The following is an 18,428-nucleotide window of genomic DNA, read 5'->3' on the forward strand; positions in this document are numbered from 1 at the left end:
GCGCTGTCGGCATAATAAAAAACCAAAGGCGGGGGAAACCCCGCCTTATTTCTATCTATCATCCTGGAGATTAATCGGCGAAATACCAGTAGCCGCTGTTAACCAGAACGGTAAGCTGGGCCAGGAACGACGGATCGTCCAACGCTTCACCCAACAAGGATGCATCAATAGCATAGTGCTCAGCCAGCGCGAATGCGGCCTGCTTGTGCGGCGTATCGATTTTTTCGCCGTTCACAAAACAGCCATCACCGACGCACAGGACGCGTAACCCGCCCAGACGACGTAATTGCTCACCCTGTTGCAGATACTCGTAGACTTCACCCGCCTGATAAGGCGGTTCCGGCGGCGCGAGATCGAGCTCATGACGAGATTGAGAAATAAATTCACCAAACCAATTCTGGAAATGTTCTGGCTGCTGAACCAGCTCCAACATCATTTTCTGTAGCTCGTCCATCTCTTGCGGCAGAATGGTTGCCGGATGCTCACGCGAGGGAATTGACGGATCGCTGTAGCGATGGCTGCCAAGTTCACGGGAAAGCACATAGTCGGCAAAACCACTCACCAGCTCACGCGCATTCGGGGCACGGAAGCCAACGGAGTAGTTGAGCGCGTTTTCCAGCGAATAGCCCTCGTGCGGGAAACCGGGTGGAATATACAGAATATCGCCGGGTTCCATTTCTTCATCAATGATGGCATCGAACGGATCGACCTGTAGCAGGTCAGGATGAGGAGAATGCTGCTTCATCGGGATCTTTTCGCCCACGCGCCAGCGGCGGCGTCCGGTACCCTGAATGATGAACACGTCATATTGATCCAGATGAGGGCCAACGCCGCCGCCGGGAACGGAGAAAGAGATCATCAGGTCATCCATGCGCCAGTCCGGTAGCTGGCGGAAAGGGCGCATCAGCGCTGCGGAAGGCTCATGCCAGTGGTCGACGGCCTGAACCAACAGCGACCAGTTGGTCTCACCCAAATGATCGAAACTTTCAAAAGGACCGTGGCTGACCTGCCAGCGGCCATTGTTGTGGCTCACCAGACGGCTATCGACCTCATTTTCCAGCGCCAGACCTGCCAGTTCATCAGGAGAAATCGGATCAATGAAATTCGTGAAGCCGTGTTTGATAATGACCGGGCGTTTTTGCCAGTAGCGCGCAAAAAAATCCTGCCAGTCGAGATTGAGCTGATAGTCCATACCATATTTCCCAGGAAACAAGAGGCTGGAAGCAATTATAGCGGAAGCGCCGTCAGCTGTACTGACTTTCACACCTCATTCTGAGCAAGATTCTGGCGGGAGAAGATGGCTTCCACTCGGGCGCCGCCCAGTTTGCTGTCGCTGATGAGGATCTCTCCCTGATATTGTTCAATAATTTCTGCGGCAACCGATAAGCCGATGCCCTGTCCGGGGCGTAACCGGTCAGCGCGCTGCCCTCGCTGGAAAATGACTTCCCGTTTACTGGCGGGAATGCCGGGGCCATCATCGTCAATAATCAGATGAAGTTTATGGTCGGAATGCTGAGCGCTGATCTCGACGAATTCCAGACAGTATTTGCAGGCGTTATCCAGTATGTTGCCCAACACTTCCATAAAGTCGTTTTTTTCACCCACAAACGTGAGTTCGGGGGAGATATCCAGCGTCAGTACGACGCCTTTCCGCTGATACACCTTATTCAGCGCAGAACAGAGTCCATCCAGCATTGCGGGCACGGAATGGACTTCCCGCATCAGCATATGGTGCTCCGAGCGGACGCTGGCGCGGTGCAGGTAATAACCTATCTGCTGTGATATCCGGCTGATTTGGGACAGCATAATCGGTTCTGCCTGATCGATGGTGATCTCTTTACCGGTACGTAATGCCCGCAGTGTGGTTTGTAACACCGCCAGCGGGGTTTTCAGACTGTGCGTCAAATCTGTCAGGGTGGTGCGATATTTATGGTAACGCTGTCGCTCATTATTCAGCAGGATGTTCAGGTTTCTCACCAGACTGAGCATTTCCCGCGGAGGATTTTCATCCAACTGTTCCCGCGTTCCGTTTTCCAGCTCGGCAATTTGCCTCACGAGGTGTTTGATCGGCCGCAAGCTCCAGTGAGCGGCCAGCCAGAGCAGGGGCAACACCAGTATCAGATTGGCCAGCAATACGTAGTTAAACCATTCCCAGACCACGTCCGCCTGCTGCAATTCCTGCGGAATTCTGTCAATGACGACAATCGTCAACTGGGGGAGGTGCTCAGTCTGCGGGTAGACGTTCACCGCGATCGAGTGGGTAAGGGCATTGCTATGCACGTTGTTGAGCGCCCGCAGGCCATTCAGGAGCAGCGTATTGCCCGTGAGCACGGCGCTGCTGGTGTCGCTGTCGGTATCCAGCTCATGGTAGGCGGTTTTTTGCAGCAATTCAGGTTTGATCAGGGCTTCGAGTTCGGGAACTTTCTTTTCACGCCAGAGAATGTTTCCCTGCCGATCGTAAATCAGCACCAGCGTGGGGAAATTGATATCCACATCCGGGGGCGTCACGATGTTGAGCTGATTATCCCGCCACTGTGCCAGGCTATAATACAGATTACTTTCGCCCCGCAGCAGGCGGAAAGAGGTTTTATCAAAATTGACGCTGTAGCCGATAATGGCTACCACGCCGTAAGACAACGACAGCGCGAGGACGATAGCGACTGTCGCCAGCAAAAAGCGAACGCGTAGTGAAAACGGCGGTTTCGGCTCACTCATTTTGCGTTTGATGGTTCTCAATGTCGAAACGGTATCCCTGACCACGGACCGTCGTGATGACGTCGGGTGATCCGGCGCTTTGTATTTTTTTGCGTAAACGTCCCATCAGCACATCAATGGTATGGCTTTCACGCAATTCTGCATCGGGATAGAGTTGCAGCATCAGTGATTCCTTGCTGACCACTTTACCGCTGTTGCGAATCAGGGTTTCAATGATCGTGTATTCAAACGCGGTGAGCTTGACCAACGCGCCATGAATCATCAGTTCGCGTCGTGAAAGATCAATTTCAAACGGTGCGATGTTGATCACCTGTGACGCCAGCCCGCTGTTGCGGCGCATCAGCGCCTGTAAACGTGCGGCAACCTCTTCCATATGAAACGGTTTGGTGACGTAGTCATCCGCACCGGCTTCCAGCACGGCGACTTTATCCTGCCATCCTTCACGGGCGGTCAGCACCAGAATCGGCAATTTAACCTGCTGTGAACGCCAGCGCCGAATCAAGCTTATGCCGTCTTCATCAGGCAGGCCGAGATCCACAATCGCAATATCAGGCGTATTTTCATGTAAAAAATAGTCGGCTTCTTTCGCATCGGCGGCGGCATCAACCTGATGTCCCATTTCATTCATTTGAACGGTCAGATGATGACGTAATAAAATATTATCTTCGATAACCAGAATGCGCACGGTTATTTCCTCTGTCAAACAGGCAAAATCAACCTGATGAAAAGATTAAACTATCCATAACGATAACAAACAAGGAGTAAACAGGTAATAAACGCAGGAATTGTTTGGCGGAAATAAAAGGCGGACGAGGTCCGCCTGAGCAACGATTTGGCTTATTTCAGTTCATCGACCATTTTGATTGCGCGACCAATGTAGTTGGCCGGCGTCATGGCTTTCAAACGGGTTTTTTCTTCTTCAGGCAGCGCCAGACCGTCAATAAAGGCCTGAATGCCTGCGGCATCAACGCGCTTGCCGCGGGTCAGCTCTTTGAGCTTTTCATACGGTTTCTCAATGCCGTAGCGACGCATCACGGTCTGAATAGGCTCGGCCAGCACTTCCCAGTTGTGATCCAGTTCGTCAGCGAGGCGATCGCGATTCACTTCCAGCTTGCTGATGCCTTTCAGGGTTGCCTGATAAGCAATCAGCGCATAGCCAACGCCCACGCCCAGATTACGCAGAACGGTCGAATCGGTCAGATCGCGCTGCCAGCGGGAAACCGGTAGTTTGCTGGCCAGGTGGCCCAATACGGCATTCGCCAGACCCAGGTTGCCTTCAGAGTTTTCAAAGTCAATGGGGTTTACCTTATGCGGCATGGTAGAGGAGCCGATTTCACCCGCGATGGTTTTTTGTTTGAAGTGATTCAGGGCGATGTAACCCCAGATATCACGGTCAAAATCGATCAGAATAGTATTGAAACGGGCAATGCAATCGAATAGTTCGGCGATGTAATCATGCGGTTCGATTTGCGTGGTATACGGGTTCCAGGTAATGCCCAGCGAGGTGACGAAACTTTCGCTGAACGGATGCCAGTCGACTTCCGGATAGGCGGCGAGGTGAGCGTTGTAGTTGCCGACCGCCCCATTGATTTTGCCCAGAATCTCTATCTGCTGAAGCTGTCGATATTGGCGCTCCATACGGTAAGTTACGTTGGCAAACTCTTTGCCGATGGTGGACGGCGTGGCCGGCTGACCGTGCGTGCGGGAAAGCAAAGGAATATCACGGTATTGATGAGCCAGATCGGCCAGCGCATCAATGATTTTGCGCCACTGCGGCAGAATGACATCGCGGCGTGCCGTATTCAGCATCAATGCGTGAGACAGGTTGTTGATGTCTTCAGACGTACAGGCAAAGTGGATAAATTCGTTGACGGCATGCAGCGCAGGCACCGACGCCACTTTCTCTTTCAGAAAATACTCTACGGCCTTAACGTCATGGTTGGTGGTGCGTTCAATGGTTTTAATGCGTTCGGCATCCTGCTCGCTGAATTCGGCGACAATCTGGTCAAGGAAAGCGTTTGCGTCACGATCAAATGCAGGAACTTCCCGGATTTCTGCACAGGCTGCCAGTTTTTGCAGCCAACGTACTTCAACCTGTACGCGGAACTTCAGCAGACCGAATTCGCTGAAAATCGTGCGCAACGTGCTGACTTTATCGCCGTAGCGTCCATCGATGGGGGAAACGGCGGTCAGTGAGGATAATTCCATCGCAAGCAACTCCTGAGATTGGTTTTAATAAAAACATTGAGAGACGGTTAGCACAAGTCGTAGCCGATTAATCGATTGTCAGCAACGAGCTAGTATCTGTTTGGCTTGTTTGACCAGATGACCACGGAAAAACATCAACTGAAGACGTCCTCCGCCAATCTGTTGCCACAGTACGGCAGACCGAATTCCGGCCAGCAACACCGCGCGTACCTTGGCCTGAATCTGGCTGTTTTTCAGTATGTCCGGCGAACCCATGACCTGAATACGCGGCCCCAGCGCACTGATCACATCAACATAAATACCGGCCAGCGCGCCGATGATCGTATCAGAGAGCAGTTCAAAATGCTCCAACTGCCGTTCCAACTGCCCGATGCGTTTACCCAGTTCGTCCAGCGAGGCAGGTTTGGCATTCAGCTTACGCTCAAGGGCGATCAGGCTGAACGCGTAACGCGATAGCTCGGCGCCCGGACCTTTACTGCTGGTGTTCAGAATCCCCAGCAGGGTTTCCAGACCGGTTTTCAGATTACTTTCCGCATCACCATAAACCGACAGCGTAGATGTCGGGTTGACCACCAGAATACTATTCAGAGCGGTGTGCAGAACATGATTGTCGCAATGACCGGTATGCGCCAATTGCTGAACCAGATGGGCCGACTGACAGATACCCGCCAGCGCCAGGGTAATATCATGATAATTTTTCGCCACGATCACTCCTGTAAACGTTCTTCAATAATGCCGCCGCCAAGGCAGATCTCATCCAGATAGAAAACGGCGGACTGTCCCGGGGTGACTGCGGCGACCGGCTCATCAAAACGAACCGAGATGCGGTCTTCGCCGAGTGGGGTGACCGTACAGGGAATATCAGCCTGACGATAACGGGTTTTGACGACGCAACGTAATGCCGCCGTCAGCGGTTGACGGTCAACCCAATGTAACTGTTGGGCAATTAACCCGTATGACATCAGGCGAGGGTGCTCATGCCCTTGCGCGACATACAAAATATTATTGGCGACATCTTTGTCTACGACATACCACGGATCTTCGCCGCCGTCTTTGACGCCGCCAATGCCCAGCCCTTTACGCTGTCCCAGCGTGTGGTACATCAGCCCCTGATGCTGGCCCATCGGTTTGCCATCATCAACGGATAATATTGGGCCCGGCTGGGCCGGCAGGTAACGCGCCAGGAAATCGGTGAATTTACGCTCGCCGATAAAACAAATTCCCGTGGAGTCTTTTTTCCTGGCCGTGACCAGTTCCAGTTGTTCCGCAATTTTGCGAACCTCGGGTTTTTCCAGTTCCCCGACAGGAAACAGACTTTGCGCGATTTGTTCGTGGCTTAGCGTATAGAGGAAATAGCTTTGGTCTTTATTGCCATCCACACCGCGCAGTAAACGGCTTTTGCCGTCAACGTCCTGACGGCGGACGTAGTGACCGGTCGCAATGTAATCCGCACCGAGATCTTCGGCGGCAAATTCGAGGAAGGCTTTGAATTTGATTTCTTTGTTGCACAGAATGTCAGGATTGGGGGTGCGGCCGGCTTTGTATTCCGCCAGAAACAGTTCAAATACATTGTCCCAGTATTCGGCAGCAAAGTTAACGGTGTGCAGCTCAATACCCAGTTTGTCACAAACGGCCTGGGCATCGGCAAGATCGGTTGCCGCGGAACAATACTCCGTGTCGTCATCCTCTTCCCAGTTCTTCATGAACAGGCCTTCAACATGATAGCCCTGTTGTTGTAACAGGTAAGCGGAAACGGATGAATCAACACCGCCGGACATACCGACGATCACTTTTTTCTGGCTGTTATCTGACATGGACATCTCACGAACTGAAATACTTATGCATTAAAAGCAAAAACAGGCGGCGCATTTTAGCATGTTGCGTTGGGGCCTGCACCGCTATTCCTGACGGTCCGGCTGTTAAAAAGGCCAGTTAAAGGCTTGTAGCAGGGTTAAAGGATAACGTTCTGGCTGCTGATAGCAGCGAATACTTTCCGCCACCAGTGGAGATCGCAGGCAGTGCGAATGCAGGATTTCTTCGGCGGTCAGCCAGTGGCAACACTCGATATCGCTGTCGTGGGGTTGGGTTTCGGCGCGCTGCGGGAGATCGAGAGCAAAACAGAAGCGCAGAAACGGGGTTTGGTCTGGCGCAATCCACTGATGCATATGCAGAAAATGTTGCGGCACGGCGTGAATTCCCGTTTCTTCCCATAGCTCGCGGCTGGCCGCCTGAATCAGTGTTTCATCGGCTTCCAGATGTCCTGCGGGTTGATTCCACAGGCGTTTATCGTTAATCAACTCTTCAACGACCAGAAAATGGTTCTCGGCCTGAACAACGCAGGCAACCGTAACATGAGGTTTAAACATCAGTGATTTCCTTCCATTGTCCGGGTAACAAGGTTCCCACGGTCTGATTGGCCATGCTGTAGCGAATCAGACGCAGTGTTGGGTAACCAATATGGGCGGTCATACGGCGAACCTGACGGTTACGCCCTTCATACAGCGTGATTTTCAGCCAGCAATCGGGAATGCTTTTCCGCTCGCGAATCGGTGGCGTCCGTGCCCACAGCCATGCTGGTTCTTCCACAATCTCGGCGCCTGCTGGCAGCGTTTTTCCATCTTTCAGCTCAAGCCCGCGGCGAAACCGTGCCAGCGCGTCGTCATCCGGGATACCTTCGACCTGCACATAATAGATTTTTGCCGTTTTTTGTGCCGGTTGCGTGAGTCTGGCCTGTAGTTTACCGTCATTGGTCAGGATCATCAGCCCTTCGCTGTCCCGATCCAGACGCCCGGCGGCATAGATGTCGCTTAGTGGAATATAGTCCTTCAGCGTCTTGCGGCCCGCCTCATCGGTGAACTGCGGCAAGACATCAAAGGGTTTATTGAACAGCACGACGCGCCGGGGGGCGTTATCTGGACGCCGTTTTCGTGCCGTCTGCGAGCTGAATCGTTTAACGTTGTGATTTTTAACAGGGAATTTATTCATCATCTTTATGGCCGCGGAAAACAAAAGCATTATACTCGAAATGGTTTGCGATTGGCGCGGGCTGAATATTCAAGTAGTATTGACACGCATCTTACAAGTCATTAACAAAATTGCGCTCGAAGGAGAGGTTAATGGAAAGCAAAGTAGTTGTACCGACAGAGGGGCAAAAGATCACGGTTGATGCCCAAGGCAAACTGGTTGTCCCCAATAATCCGATAATCCCGTTTATTGAAGGCGACGGCATTGGCGTCGATGTGACGCCCGCCATGATCGATGTCGTGAACGCGGCAGTGAAAAAAGCCTATCAAGGCAAGCGCGCTATTTCCTGGATGGAAATTTATACCGGTGAAAAATCCACACAAATTTATGGTAAAGACGTTTGGCTGCCTGAAGAAACGCTGGATCTGATCCGTGAATACCGTGTTGCGATTAAAGGCCCGCTGACAACGCCAGTAGGCGGCGGCATTCGTTCTCTGAACGTTGCACTGCGTCAACAGTTGGACCTGTATATTTGCCTGCGTCCGGTACGCTACTACGAAGGTACGCCCAGCCCGGTAAAACATCCGGAGCTGACCGATATGGTGATTTTCCGCGAAAACGCAGAAGATATCTATGCGGGTATTGAGTGGAAAGCGGGTTCGGCAGAAGCTGACAAAGTGATCAAATTCCTGCGTGAGGAAATGGGCGTTAATAAAATCCGTTTCCCTGAACAGTGTGGCATCGGTATCAAACCGTGTTCCGAAGAAGGAACGAAACGCCTGGTTCGTGCCGCGATTGACTATGCGATCACCAACGATCGTGATTCCGTCACGCTGGTGCATAAAGGCAACATCATGAAGTTCACCGAAGGCGCCTTTAAAGACTGGGGTTACCAGTTGGCGCGCGAAGAATTCGGTGGTGAACTGATCGACGGCGGACCGTGGGTCAAGATTAAAAATCCGAACACCGGCAAAGACATTGTGGTAAAAGACGTGATTGCCGATGCGTTCTTACAGCAAATCCTGCTGCGTCCTGCTGAATATGATGTTATCGCCTGTATGAACCTGAACGGCGACTATATTTCTGATGCGCTGGCGGCACAGGTCGGCGGTATCGGTATTGCTCCGGGAGCCAACATCGGTGACGAATGCGCGCTGTTCGAGGCGACTCATGGTACGGCGCCGAAATATGCGGGTCAGGACAAAGTGAACCCGGGTTCCGTTATCCTGTCCGCTGAAATGATGCTGCGCCACATGCAATGGTTCGAAGCCGCCGACCTGATTGTTAAAGGCGTTGAGGGTGCTATCAAGAACAAGACCGTGACCTACGATTTCGAACGTCTGATGGACGGCGCCAAGCTGCGGAAATGTAGCGAGTTTGCGCAGGACATTATCGATAACATGTAATCGGCGTTTATCGAAGATTAAGAAGAAGGGGCCTTTATTGGCCTCTTTGTTTTCCCCGTTATTTATCGGCAATAGTTGCCAATCGGTTTCTATTACGTCTACGTCAAAACCAGAGGCATTTCATTGTTGATGAAATGAGGCCAGCGGTCGTCTGAAATCGGCGGGGAGAGGCGACATGGCAACGGTTCTCAGGTGTCTGTTACAGATAAACCAAACTTCATTTCTGTCATTGGACAGGATGTAATAGGCGTCAGATGTTTCAGATGGATTGAACATTCCAATCGCGCGGTATGCCGTTTCAGCGTTAAAGCCGCTTTTGAGCGGCAAAGGGGTAGGGCCATTGTCCAACTCTTTTATTCTCAGATACAGACCTTCTTCAAACCAAAGCATACTGGCCTCTGAAATCTTACTGATGATTGTAAGAGTATAGGCGCGGGATCGTGTTTCCACCGTATGTCAGGATTTCGATAAGTATAAAAATTAGAATCATTATTGGCAAAAAATACTATTTCGAAGTTTTTACCGTATTTTATGCTAGGGAAATTCTCTCCTTACTTGTTTATTTTGTTATTCAGTCTGGGTCATTGCCGATATCAAAAAAACTAATGTAATGATTCTCTTCATAGGTTCGTCTTATTACACCGCGACTTTGTTAAAAACGTGGATTTAACTTGATCTAAATCACAATCTGACAGTATGCATTTTGTTCTTATGAAAATCCCGTTGTGGGAAAATAATTCATCGATAGATTTCATAAAGGCATGCTGATAGTGATATGCCGCGGAGGATGTATGTCTGTAATTCGCACGTGTTTGAGTCTTTTTGGCGGTGATACTGTGATCGTTCGGTGTCCTAATACTTTTGAAATTCAAATGGTTAATGGTGGCAAGGCCGAAAACGATCAAAATCAGACGGTTACGTCAGGCGCTATTAGCGTTAGTGCGGAAAATGAGATTTATTTAACGGTCCCGTATACCGGTGATTGGGATTTAATCATCAAGGCAAAAAATAATACGCCGGAACATTCGATAAGCTATTTTCCAGCCTGATTAATATCGTGGCCAGTAATTTTTCTAATAAAAAATCGATGCGATAACCGTATATATCCAATAGCTTTTGAGATCCAGGGAAGCGGCAGTTGAATGAATCCCCAGGCGTTTACACAAGGAAGTGACCTGAGGACAATTGACGAATGCCAGACAGGAGCCGTAATGAGAACATTGCGCTTTCAACCTGAAAGATGGCGGGTAAACCTGAACCGGCAGGGAAACATGGCTGTCTGAGAATCCATTGATAGCGATCGCTTATGTGCTGAATATTGGCGTCTCAGCAAAGCCGCATTACTATGCAAAAAGGCCGTTTTTTTCGTAAAAAGACGTTTCTGAAAACCGTTCCCGGTACAATAATATTGCGTACTATAGACCTCTCCTTCTCCCGAATTTAAATCTCTTTGCTGCGAACGCTTTTGTGCTATCTGCATAAAAGGTACACAATTCAGCATGTTTTCCAACGATGAACCTCACGAGAATTGATCAAAAATACTTGCCGCAGTAAGCATCTGATCAGTTCCGTTATCGTGCAAAAGTTTGCATTCCAGCTTTGCAGGCAATACCACTCCGACTTGATTGTAATCAATCTGTGTGATGGCTTTTTATGTCGCCATTGAGCAATAAATTATCCAAAGATCTTAATACATCGGATTGTTATTAGTGTGTGCCAAAGGGGATAGACACGAGATCTTTTGCCATAATCATTTATCAACGATGGGAGTTTACTGCTCTGAACATGGGGTTTTTTACCCATGAGTTCTGCTTGCCAGCGCGGGTTTACTGTTTGCGCCGATACCATTGCAACAATTCATTATATTTATAACTTAAATTTTACTTTTTAATCTGAAACCTAAGACGATGGATACTGTAGGGGGAACCTATGAGTCGTGCCCCAATAGGCAAAGATGAAGCTGCCCGTATTGCTGCTCTTCGTGAGTATGGTGTCAAAAATTTTTTATTTGATACTGGCCTTAACAATTTGATTAATCTGGCGGCAAATATTTTTGACGTTCCTATTGTCTGGATCTCGTTGCTGGAATCAGAACGACAGCTATTTGCGGCGGGTCTGGGGATTTCTTTTTATGAAACGCCAAGAGATCTCTCTTTTTGTACCCATGCGATTCTGAAAAAGAAAATCATGGTGGTTCCCGATGCCAGCAAAGATCTACGTTTCAAAAATAACCCGTTGGTGACCGGTGTCCCTCATGTTCGTTTTTATGCCGGTATTCCATTAAGAACATCGGCGGGCCACGCGATTGGTACGCTTTGCATTGTCGACGTCAAGCCTCGTCTCGCTTTCAGCGCCAGAGACGAACACAATCTGCAGGATTTGGCTGTACTGGTGATGGATAAGCTGGAAATGCGGCGCCTTGATTTAGCGCGAAAAGCCAGTCAGGTTCGGTTTGAAAATATCGCCAATACATCGCCAGACAGTATTATCTGCGTGAATGAGAAAGGCGTGATTACGTTTTGGAATGCCGCTGCCCACAAGATGCTTGAATATGTCGGCGATGAAATTATTGGCTTAAATATTAATACCATCGTGCCCGATGATTTTCTTGCTCAGTTGGATCACCTGATTAGCGATCGTGAGGCCTTGCTCAACGGTGTCATGTTGGAGCTGGCTGTCAGAACCAAAAGCGGTGTGATGGTGCCTGTCGAGCTGTCGATTTCCATGTGGGAAGATAATGAGAATGTCAGCTATGGCGCAATTCTGCGTGATATCACTGAGCGCCGTCGTAACGAAGAACGGCTGTTTTTACTCGCGCATATGGACCCGCTCACCGGGCTTGCAAACCGTACCTTGCTGACCACTAGTCTGGAACAGGCGCTGAAAAAAGATCCTGTGGTCTGCGTGATGATGGTCGATCTGGATGGTTTTAAGGATGTCAATGACAGCCTGGGCCATGCCAGCGGCGATCACATCCTGGTCCGTGTGGCGAAGAAAATTCAGTCCATTGCCCAGACTGGCGATCTGGTTGCCCGCATGGGCGGCGATGAATTTGTTTTGCTGTTTCAGGGGATGACCGACCAGCACGTTATATCCGGCATTGCGGAAAAAATTATCCACGAGGTTTCTCAGGCCATGATTATTGATGATCACCAAATCAATATCAGCGCCAGTATAGGGATCGTGCTGGCTCCTGAACATGGCGTTACGGCGCAGGAATTGTTGACCAGCGTGGATCTGGCGCTTTATCAGGCCAAGTCCGAAGGCCGAAATTGCTATCGGTTTTTTACCCGTGAGCTGCGCGAAATTTTTCAGGCCAGACATGCTTTCCAACTCGAGTTCGTACGGGCGTATGAGCAACATGAATTTGAGATGTTCTATCAGCCGCAGGTAAATCTGGCGAGAAACGAAATCGTAGGCGCGGAAGCCCTGTTGCGCTGGCGTCATCCACATCGGGGATTACTGGGACCGGGCGCGTTTCTTGCTGCACTGGAGCACGGCCCCTGGGCTGAGCGCGTTGGCGACTGGGTTGTTAAAACCGCTTGCGAACAAACTGCCCGCTGGCGTAATGCGGGCGCTGAAAATTTCCGCATCAGCATTAACCTGTTCAGCGCTCAGTTTCGTTCGGGAATGCTGGCGCAGAAGATTGCCGATGTGCTGAGGCAGACGGGATTGCAGCCAGGTGCGCTTGAGCTGGAGATCACCGAAAACATTATTCTGCGCTATGACGAAAACATGTTGCAGCCGTTAAACGAACTTCGCGATGCAGGTATCGGAATTGCGTTTGATGACTACGGTACCGGTTATGCCTCGCTGAGTATGTTGAAAAACTATCCGGTGACGCGACTCAAGATTGATCAGACGTTTGTACGCACCATGTGTGAATCACCCGCGGATGCGGCGATTGTTCGGGCAATACTCTATCTCGGCAAAAGTTTCGGGCTGGGGGTCATCGCGGAAGGGGTCGAAACTCAGGAGCAGTGCGAACGCTTGAGAAGCAAAGGTTGCGAAGAGGCACAGGGATATTTGTTTGGTCATCCGATGTCAGCGGCGGATTTCACTCGGCTGTTGAAACTTGATCTTCCCGCCGCTGAATAACCATTCAACGTTCTACCATTATGATGGATAGCCGACCATGCTGGTCAGCGGTGGGTATTATTTGGGAAGAGGGCAAAGAGATTAATACAAAACGACTTTCCTTTTGAAAAATGTAAAGTTATGTGGATTTAGTAACTGAAAAGTTAAGAATGCTTGAAAATGCCACGGCAACCCATACGATGTGAGTGTTGCAAACTTTATTTTTCTGCGAGAGGAAATCAGACTTCTATGATGCGTATTGCACTTTTCCTGATCACCAACCTGGCGGTGATGTTGGTTTTCGGGCTGGTACTCAGTCTGACGGGAATTCAATCCAGCAGTGTCCAGGGTTTAATGATTATGGCTGGGCTGTTCGGCTTTGGCGGTGCTTTTGTTTCTCTGCTGATGTCCAAATGGATGGCATTACGATCTGTCGGTGGTGAAGTGATTGAACGGCCACGCAATGAAACAGAGCGCTGGCTGCTGGAAACTGTCCGTTCGCAGTCACAGCAGGCCGGTATCGCGATGCCTCAGGTAGCGATTTACCATGCCCCTGATATTAACGCCTTCGCAACCGGCGCCCGCCGTGATGCATCACTGGTTGCGGTTAGCACGGGCTTGCTGCAAAACATGAGCCGTGATGAGGCGGAGGCCGTCATCGCGCATGAAATCAGCCATATTTCCAATGGCGATATGGTTACTATGACGCTGATTCAAGGCGTCGTGAATACTTTTGTCATCTTTATCTCCCGCTTAATCGCGCAGGTCGCGTCGGGCTTCCTGTCCGCTAACCGCGATGGAGAGAGCAGCAGCGGCAATCCGCTGGTCTACTTTGCGGTGGCAACCGTGCTGGAACTGGTGTTTGGCATACTGGCCAGCATTATTACCATGTGGTTCTCCCGTTACCGTGAGTTCCACGCTGATGCCGGTTCCGCCAAACTGGTCGGGCGTGAAAAGATGATTGCCGCGTTGCAGCGTCTGAAAACCAGCTACGAACCGCAGGAAGAAAACAGCATGATGGCGTTCTGTATCAATGGCAAATCCAAATCATTCAGCGAGCTGTTTATGTCGCACCCGCCGTTGGACAAACGCATCGAAGCGCTGCGTTCAGGGGCTTATCTGAAATAAGGCTATAGCGGTATTTCTTAAAAGCCCGGGCCAATGAAGCCTGAGTTCGGTATTCCACCGGACTCAGGCTTTTTTCTTTCTGAAACCCCGCCGCCGGTTTCTGTAACATCAGGGCATAAAATGGTTTCATTGAATCTGAAACAGCTGGTGAAAACAGAAAGAATGTTTTATAAAATAAAACCACGATCACGGAAAAATGAAACATTGTTTCTATAATGTCAGCATACTAGGTAATTCGTGTGAGAGAGTATAGCCAGAATGACGGGTCTTCCTGGTTGTATGCTCGTGCGACGTCAGATTCTTCATGATAAGTTCTAAGGATTTACGGATGGCCAAAGGCAACAAATTCCCCCTAAAATTTCATTCCTATCAGGATGCGGCAACCGGCACCGAAGTGGTGCGCTTAACCCCGCCCGATGTCATCTGCCACCGCAATTATTTTTATCAAAAATGTTTCAGCAATGATGGAAGTAAACTGCTGTTTGGTGGCGCGTTTGATGGCCCGTGGAACTATTACCTGCTGGATCTGAACACGCAGGAAGCCACGCAGTTGACCGAAGGCAAAGGTGATAACACCTTTGGCGGGTTCCTGTCTCCTGACGATGATGCGCTGTACTATGTGAAGAACGTACGTAACCTGATGCGTGTCGATCTGAAAACGCTGGAAGAGAAAACCATTTATCAGGTTCCTGATGATTGGGTTGGTTACGGCACCTGGGTAGCGAATTCTGATTGCACCAAGATGGCTGGCATCGAAATCAGGAAAGAGGATTGGAAACCGTTAACTGACTGGAAAAAATTCCAGGAATTCTATTTCACCAACCCGTGCTGCCGTCTGATCCGTGTTGATCTGGCGACGGGCGAAGCGGAAACCATTCTTCAGGAAAATAAATGGCTGGGTCACCCGATCTACCGTCCCGGTGATGACAACACGGTGGCGTTCTGCCATGAAGGGCCGCACGATCTGGTTGATGCCCGTATGTGGTTCATCAATGAAGACGGCACCAACATGCGTAAAGTGAAAGAGCATGCTGAAGGCGAGAGCTGCACCCACGAATTCTGGGTTCCTGATGGCTCAGCGATGATCTACGTTTCTTATCACAAGGGTAATCCAAACCGCTATATCTGTAGCGTTGACCCTGTCACGCTGGAAGATCGTCAACTGACCGTTATGCCAGCCTGTTCTCACCTGATGAGTAACTATGACGGATCGTTGCTGGTGGGCGATGGCTCCGACGCACCGGTTGATGTGCAGGATGATGGCGGTTACAAGATTGAAAACGATCCTTTCCTGTATGTATTTAATATGCAAACCGGCAAGCAACACCGGGTGGCGCAACATAATACATCCTGGAAAGTGCTGGAGGGCGACCGTCAGGTAACGCATCCGCATCCTTCTTTCACACCGGATAATAAGCAAATCCTGTTTACCTCCGATGTTGACGGAAAACCGGCGCTGTATCTGGCGAAGGTGCCTGACTCAGTTTGGCAGTAGCAAGACTGAATAAACCGCGCCATCATGTTGAATGTCGCGGTTTATTACCTATAAATTTGCTTACATAATTAATTCGTAACGTTTCTGACGCTGATATTTATCAAAGTTACTTGATTATCGTCTTTGCTCCATTGCCATAATCAAAGCGTTCCCTTTATACTAAAACCATTGTTCTATTTTTTTTAAAACAAGAAAAAACTGAGTAGGGTAACCACAAAAATGGCTATTGCAGATTTAGATAAACAACCCGATTCCGTGTCGTCCGTTTTAAAGGTTTTTGGTATTTTGCAGGCATTAGGTGAAGAGCGTGAGATTGGTATTACCGAACTGTCTCAACGTGTAATGATGTCCAAAAGTACCGTATACCGCTTCTTGCAGACGATGAAATCCCTCGGCTATGTAGCGCAGGAGGGCGAATCGGAGAAGTACTCATTGACGCTTAAGTTGTTTGAGCTCGGGGCTAAGGCGTTGCAAAACGTCGATTTGATCCGTAGTGCGGATATACAGATGCGCGAGCTTTCGGTGCTTACGCGGGAAACCATTCACCTGGGCGCGCTGGACGAAGACAGCATCGTTTATATTCACAAGATTGATTCGATGTATAACCTGCGTATGTACTCGCGTATTGGGCGTCGTAATCCATTACACAGTACGGCTATTGGTAAAGTGCTGCTGGCATGGCGCGACAGGGATGAGGTGGAGGAAATCCTCTCGACGGTCGAATTTACCCGCAGTACGCCGCATACTCTCTGTACCGCGGATGAACTGCTAACGCAGTTGGATCTGGTGCGTGGACAGGGATATGGTGAAGATAATGAAGAGCAGGAAGAAGGATTGCGTTGCATCGCGGTTCCTGTTTTCGATCGTTTTGGCGTGGTTATCGCCGGCTTGAGCATTTCATTCCCGACAATTCGTTTTTCTGAAGAAAACAAACTCGGATACGTTAAGATGTTGCATATCGCCGCCAGAAATATCTCTGAGCAGATGGGATACCACGAATATCCATTCTGATTCAAACCGTGCAGTTAAGCCTGTCTTTGCGGCAGGCTTTTTTTATGGCGGGCTATCGGTTCCGTGACTCGCAAAGGCGATACCGGGAAGAGTATCGAACTTGTCGGGCGCTCAGTGTTAAGATGAGTGCAGCGAATGGCTGTTTGCCGTTTGTCCTGATTGACGGAATGTTAAGTGGAGTTGGTGTGAACATATTAGAAATGGTCTTTATCGCGCTGGTGGTAGTGCTGGTGATGCTGGTTTGGTTTTTCATTAACCGGGCGAGCGTTAGGGCAAATGAGCAGATTAAATTGCTGCATGAAATTGTTGAGCAGCAGCGGCAACAGTTGGCGCTGTTAAACATGTTGGTTCCGCAGGAAGTGCGCGAAGAGAAAGCGGAAGACGCCGATGCGTTGCAAATTCAAGAGCGTGATGATGTGCTGGCGTTTAAAAACGTCATTCCTGAACGTTGATCACCGCGTATGGCGATTTTACTGATCCATAAATCACCCCTGAAATTTGTTTGATTAACGTTACCCCAGCAAAATGGAAAAGGCTTCTCTGGAAGCTCGCAGATTCTCCCGCATTCAATCAAAATGCGGGAGATTGATGATTACCGATGGTTATTTGATGAAATTATGATCATCTTTAATGATAACAATAGGGCTTATTCTATTTTAGCCGTTTCCAGATTACCTGCTTTGGCGTTCTTTATCGCCGCGCCTGCCAGTATTTTAAAATCTTCCGTTGAATGTGTTGCTCCGGTGACACCATCAACTTCTGCAACATTTTGTTTTTCCAGCAAGCTCTGAGAAAGTTTGACGGTGTAAATAGTGGGTGATGTGCCGGTCACGGCGTGCATTTTCTGGTTGTATTCTTCGTCGCTGGTCTTCAGATGACCATCTTTTTCACTGGTGTAATCAAATTTGACCTCAGTGATTTTTCCATCCTTGTAGATTAAGTCTAGAAAAGGTTTCCAGCCATTCTCATCAAAGGTGGTAGCTTCGGCTTTATAAGTGCCATCTTTAATCGCACTCTCTGCAGCAAAAACACTGACCGCAAAAAAGGCTGTTAAAACTACAGGCAACAATTTCATTTTCATACTTCATTTCCTTTCTGGATGATGGGAATCGTGACAATGTAAAACCATTAATGATGAGTGGGTATTAAAATCAGAATAGCGTTCTATTTTTTTGAATTCAGTGTTCCAATTAACAGATTTATACTAATGTACGCTTTTATTGTGGCGTTAAGGTGGGCATCTTGATGATGTGCGGCGGGGGCGAGGGTGTTCATCATGTTGATGGTTTCCCTCGATTAACCTGTCGTGACTGGCTTTAACACACGCATTATACGGTGTATTATTACCGCGACGTTATCCATGTCACGCTGGTGGGCATTTTTATGTATGCGCATCCATGTGTATATATTTCGCAGAGTATAGA

General features: G+C 49.4%; 17 protein-coding genes. 7 read left to right on the forward strand and 10 right to left on the reverse strand.

Annotation, left to right across the window (positions count from 1 at the left end; all coding sequences use genetic code 11):
• Nucleotides 1-70 precede the first annotated feature (70 nt).
• From DDT52_RS08075 to rluE, 8 genes are all read right to left on the reverse strand, one after another.
• A complete protein-coding gene (locus tag DDT52_RS08075; protein WP_136156077.1) occupies nt 71-1,192 on the reverse strand; it encodes a ribosomal protein uL16 3-hydroxylase in 1,122 nt (373 codons plus the stop codon).
• A 68-nt stretch (nt 1,193-1,260) separates the two neighbouring features.
• Nucleotides 1,261-2,715 (reverse strand): two-component system sensor histidine kinase PhoQ, encoded by a 1,455-nt coding sequence (phoQ, locus tag DDT52_RS08080; RefSeq protein ID WP_136155892.1) that lies wholly within the window; start codon nt 2,713-2,715, stop codon nt 1,261-1,263.
• Nucleotides 2,708-3,400, reverse strand: coding sequence for a two-component system response regulator PhoP (gene phoP, locus DDT52_RS08085; RefSeq protein ID WP_136155893.1), 693 nt, complete (start codon nt 3,398-3,400; stop codon nt 2,708-2,710). The genes phoQ and phoP overlap by 8 nt, the downstream gene beginning before the upstream one ends.
• Nucleotides 3,401-3,552: 152 nt before the next feature.
• A complete protein-coding gene (gene purB, locus DDT52_RS08090; protein WP_136155894.1) occupies nt 3,553-4,923 on the reverse strand; it encodes an adenylosuccinate lyase in 1,371 nt (456 codons plus the stop codon).
• 78 nt (nt 4,924-5,001) lie between these two features.
• The gene (gene hflD / locus DDT52_RS08095) at nt 5,002-5,628 is read right to left on the reverse strand and encodes a high frequency lysogenization protein HflD (RefSeq protein ID WP_136155895.1); all 627 of its coding nucleotides are present in this window, start codon (nt 5,626-5,628) and stop codon (nt 5,002-5,004) included.
• Between the two features lie 2 nt (nt 5,629-5,630).
• Entirely contained in the window at nt 5,631-6,737 is a 1,107-nt protein-coding gene (gene mnmA / locus DDT52_RS08100; RefSeq protein WP_136155896.1) for a tRNA 2-thiouridine(34) synthase MnmA, read from the reverse strand.
• Nucleotides 6,738-6,842: 105 nt separating this feature from the next.
• Complete coding sequence (locus tag DDT52_RS08105; RefSeq protein WP_136155897.1) at nt 6,843-7,289, reverse strand: NUDIX hydrolase; 447 nt, start codon at nt 7,287-7,289, stop codon at nt 6,843-6,845.
• Complete coding sequence (rluE, locus tag DDT52_RS08110; protein ID WP_168709753.1) at nt 7,282-7,908, reverse strand: 23S rRNA pseudouridine(2457) synthase RluE; 627 nt, start codon at nt 7,906-7,908, stop codon at nt 7,282-7,284. Before rluE ends, DDT52_RS08105 begins: the two co-directional genes overlap by 8 nt.
• Before the next feature lie 131 nt (nt 7,909-8,039).
• Here rluE and icd point away from each other — a divergent pair, with 131 nt between their 5' ends.
• On the forward strand, nt 8,040-9,293 hold the full coding sequence (gene icd / locus DDT52_RS08115) for an NADP-dependent isocitrate dehydrogenase (protein WP_136155899.1): 1,254 nt from the start codon (nt 8,040-8,042) through the stop codon (nt 9,291-9,293).
• 120 nt (nt 9,294-9,413) lie between these two features.
• Here the strand turns inward: icd and DDT52_RS08120 are convergent, their stop codons facing one another.
• Entirely contained in the window at nt 9,414-9,683 is a 270-nt protein-coding gene (locus tag DDT52_RS08120; protein ID WP_136155900.1) for a hypothetical protein, read from the reverse strand.
• 401 nt (nt 9,684-10,084) lie between these two features.
• On the opposite strand from DDT52_RS08120, the gene DDT52_RS08125 reads away from it, so the two are divergent.
• From DDT52_RS08125 to DDT52_RS08150, 6 genes are all read left to right on the forward strand, one after another.
• Entirely contained in the window at nt 10,085-10,342 is a 258-nt protein-coding gene (locus tag DDT52_RS08125; protein ID WP_136155901.1) for a hypothetical protein, read from the forward strand.
• An 880-nt stretch (nt 10,343-11,222) separates the two neighbouring features.
• Nucleotides 11,223-13,391, forward strand: a complete 2,169-nt coding sequence (locus tag DDT52_RS08130; protein ID WP_136155902.1) for a sensor domain-containing phosphodiesterase — start codon at nt 11,223-11,225, stop codon at nt 13,389-13,391.
• A 228-nt stretch (nt 13,392-13,619) separates the two neighbouring features.
• Nucleotides 13,620-14,498: a protease HtpX gene (htpX, locus tag DDT52_RS08135; RefSeq protein WP_109054958.1), complete on the forward strand. Its 879-nt coding sequence runs from the start codon at nt 13,620-13,622 to the stop codon at nt 14,496-14,498.
• A 328-nt stretch (nt 14,499-14,826) separates the two neighbouring features.
• Nucleotides 14,827-15,993 (forward strand): oligogalacturonate lyase, encoded by a 1,167-nt coding sequence (gene ogl / locus DDT52_RS08140; protein ID WP_136155903.1) that lies wholly within the window; start codon nt 14,827-14,829, stop codon nt 15,991-15,993.
• A gap of 219 nt (nt 15,994-16,212) precedes the next feature.
• Nucleotides 16,213-17,004 (forward strand): DNA-binding transcriptional regulator KdgR, encoded by a 792-nt coding sequence (gene kdgR / locus DDT52_RS08145; protein WP_136155904.1) that lies wholly within the window; start codon nt 16,213-16,215, stop codon nt 17,002-17,004.
• Between the two features lie 185 nt (nt 17,005-17,189).
• Nucleotides 17,190-17,456, forward strand: coding sequence for a YebO family protein (locus DDT52_RS08150; RefSeq protein ID WP_425591539.1), 267 nt, complete (start codon nt 17,190-17,192; stop codon nt 17,454-17,456).
• Between the two features lie 194 nt (nt 17,457-17,650).
• Here the strand turns inward: DDT52_RS08150 and DDT52_RS08155 are convergent, their stop codons facing one another.
• Complete coding sequence (locus DDT52_RS08155) at nt 17,651-18,085, reverse strand: FMN-binding protein (protein WP_136155905.1); 435 nt, start codon at nt 18,083-18,085, stop codon at nt 17,651-17,653.
• Between the last annotated feature and the right edge of the window lie 343 nt (nt 18,086-18,428).

Origin of the sequence: Brenneria roseae subsp. roseae, assembly GCF_003115845.1 — a bacterium.
GTDB classification, from domain to species: Bacteria; Pseudomonadota; Gammaproteobacteria; order Enterobacterales; family Enterobacteriaceae; genus Brenneria; species Brenneria roseae.

What these genes read in the sequence shown, in the direction of transcription:
- DDT52_RS08075 (WP_136156077.1), bottom strand. Translation starts at nt 1,192, where the DNA reads ATGGACTATCAGCTCAATCTCGACTGGCAGGATTTTTTTGCGCGCTAC.
- phoQ (WP_136155892.1), bottom strand. Translation starts at nt 2,715, where the DNA reads ATGAGTGAGCCGAAACCGCCGTTTTCACTACGCGTTCGCTTTTTGCTG.
- purB (WP_136155894.1), bottom strand. Translation starts at nt 4,923, where the DNA reads ATGGAATTATCCTCACTGACCGCCGTTTCCCCCATCGATGGACGCTAC.
- mnmA (WP_136155896.1), bottom strand. Translation starts at nt 6,737, where the DNA reads ATGTCAGATAACAGCCAGAAAAAAGTGATCGTCGGTATGTCCGGCGGT.
- DDT52_RS08105 (WP_136155897.1), bottom strand. Translation starts at nt 7,289, where the DNA reads ATGTTTAAACCTCATGTTACGGTTGCCTGCGTTGTTCAGGCCGAGAAC.
- rluE (WP_168709753.1), bottom strand. Translation starts at nt 7,908, where the DNA reads ATGAATAAATTCCCTGTTAAAAATCACAACGTTAAACGATTCAGCTCG.
- icd (WP_136155899.1), top strand. Translation starts at nt 8,040, where the DNA reads ATGGAAAGCAAAGTAGTTGTACCGACAGAGGGGCAAAAGATCACGGTT.
- DDT52_RS08120 (WP_136155900.1), bottom strand. Translation starts at nt 9,683, where the DNA reads ATGCTTTGGTTTGAAGAAGGTCTGTATCTGAGAATAAAAGAGTTGGAC.
- DDT52_RS08125 (WP_136155901.1), top strand. Translation starts at nt 10,085, where the DNA reads ATGTCTGTAATTCGCACGTGTTTGAGTCTTTTTGGCGGTGATACTGTG.
- DDT52_RS08130 (WP_136155902.1), top strand. Translation starts at nt 11,223, where the DNA reads ATGAGTCGTGCCCCAATAGGCAAAGATGAAGCTGCCCGTATTGCTGCT.
- htpX (WP_109054958.1), top strand. Translation starts at nt 13,620, where the DNA reads ATGATGCGTATTGCACTTTTCCTGATCACCAACCTGGCGGTGATGTTG.
- ogl (WP_136155903.1), top strand. Translation starts at nt 14,827, where the DNA reads ATGGCCAAAGGCAACAAATTCCCCCTAAAATTTCATTCCTATCAGGAT.
- kdgR (WP_136155904.1), top strand. Translation starts at nt 16,213, where the DNA reads ATGGCTATTGCAGATTTAGATAAACAACCCGATTCCGTGTCGTCCGTT.
- DDT52_RS08155 (WP_136155905.1), bottom strand. Translation starts at nt 18,085, where the DNA reads ATGAAAATGAAATTGTTGCCTGTAGTTTTAACAGCCTTTTTTGCGGTC.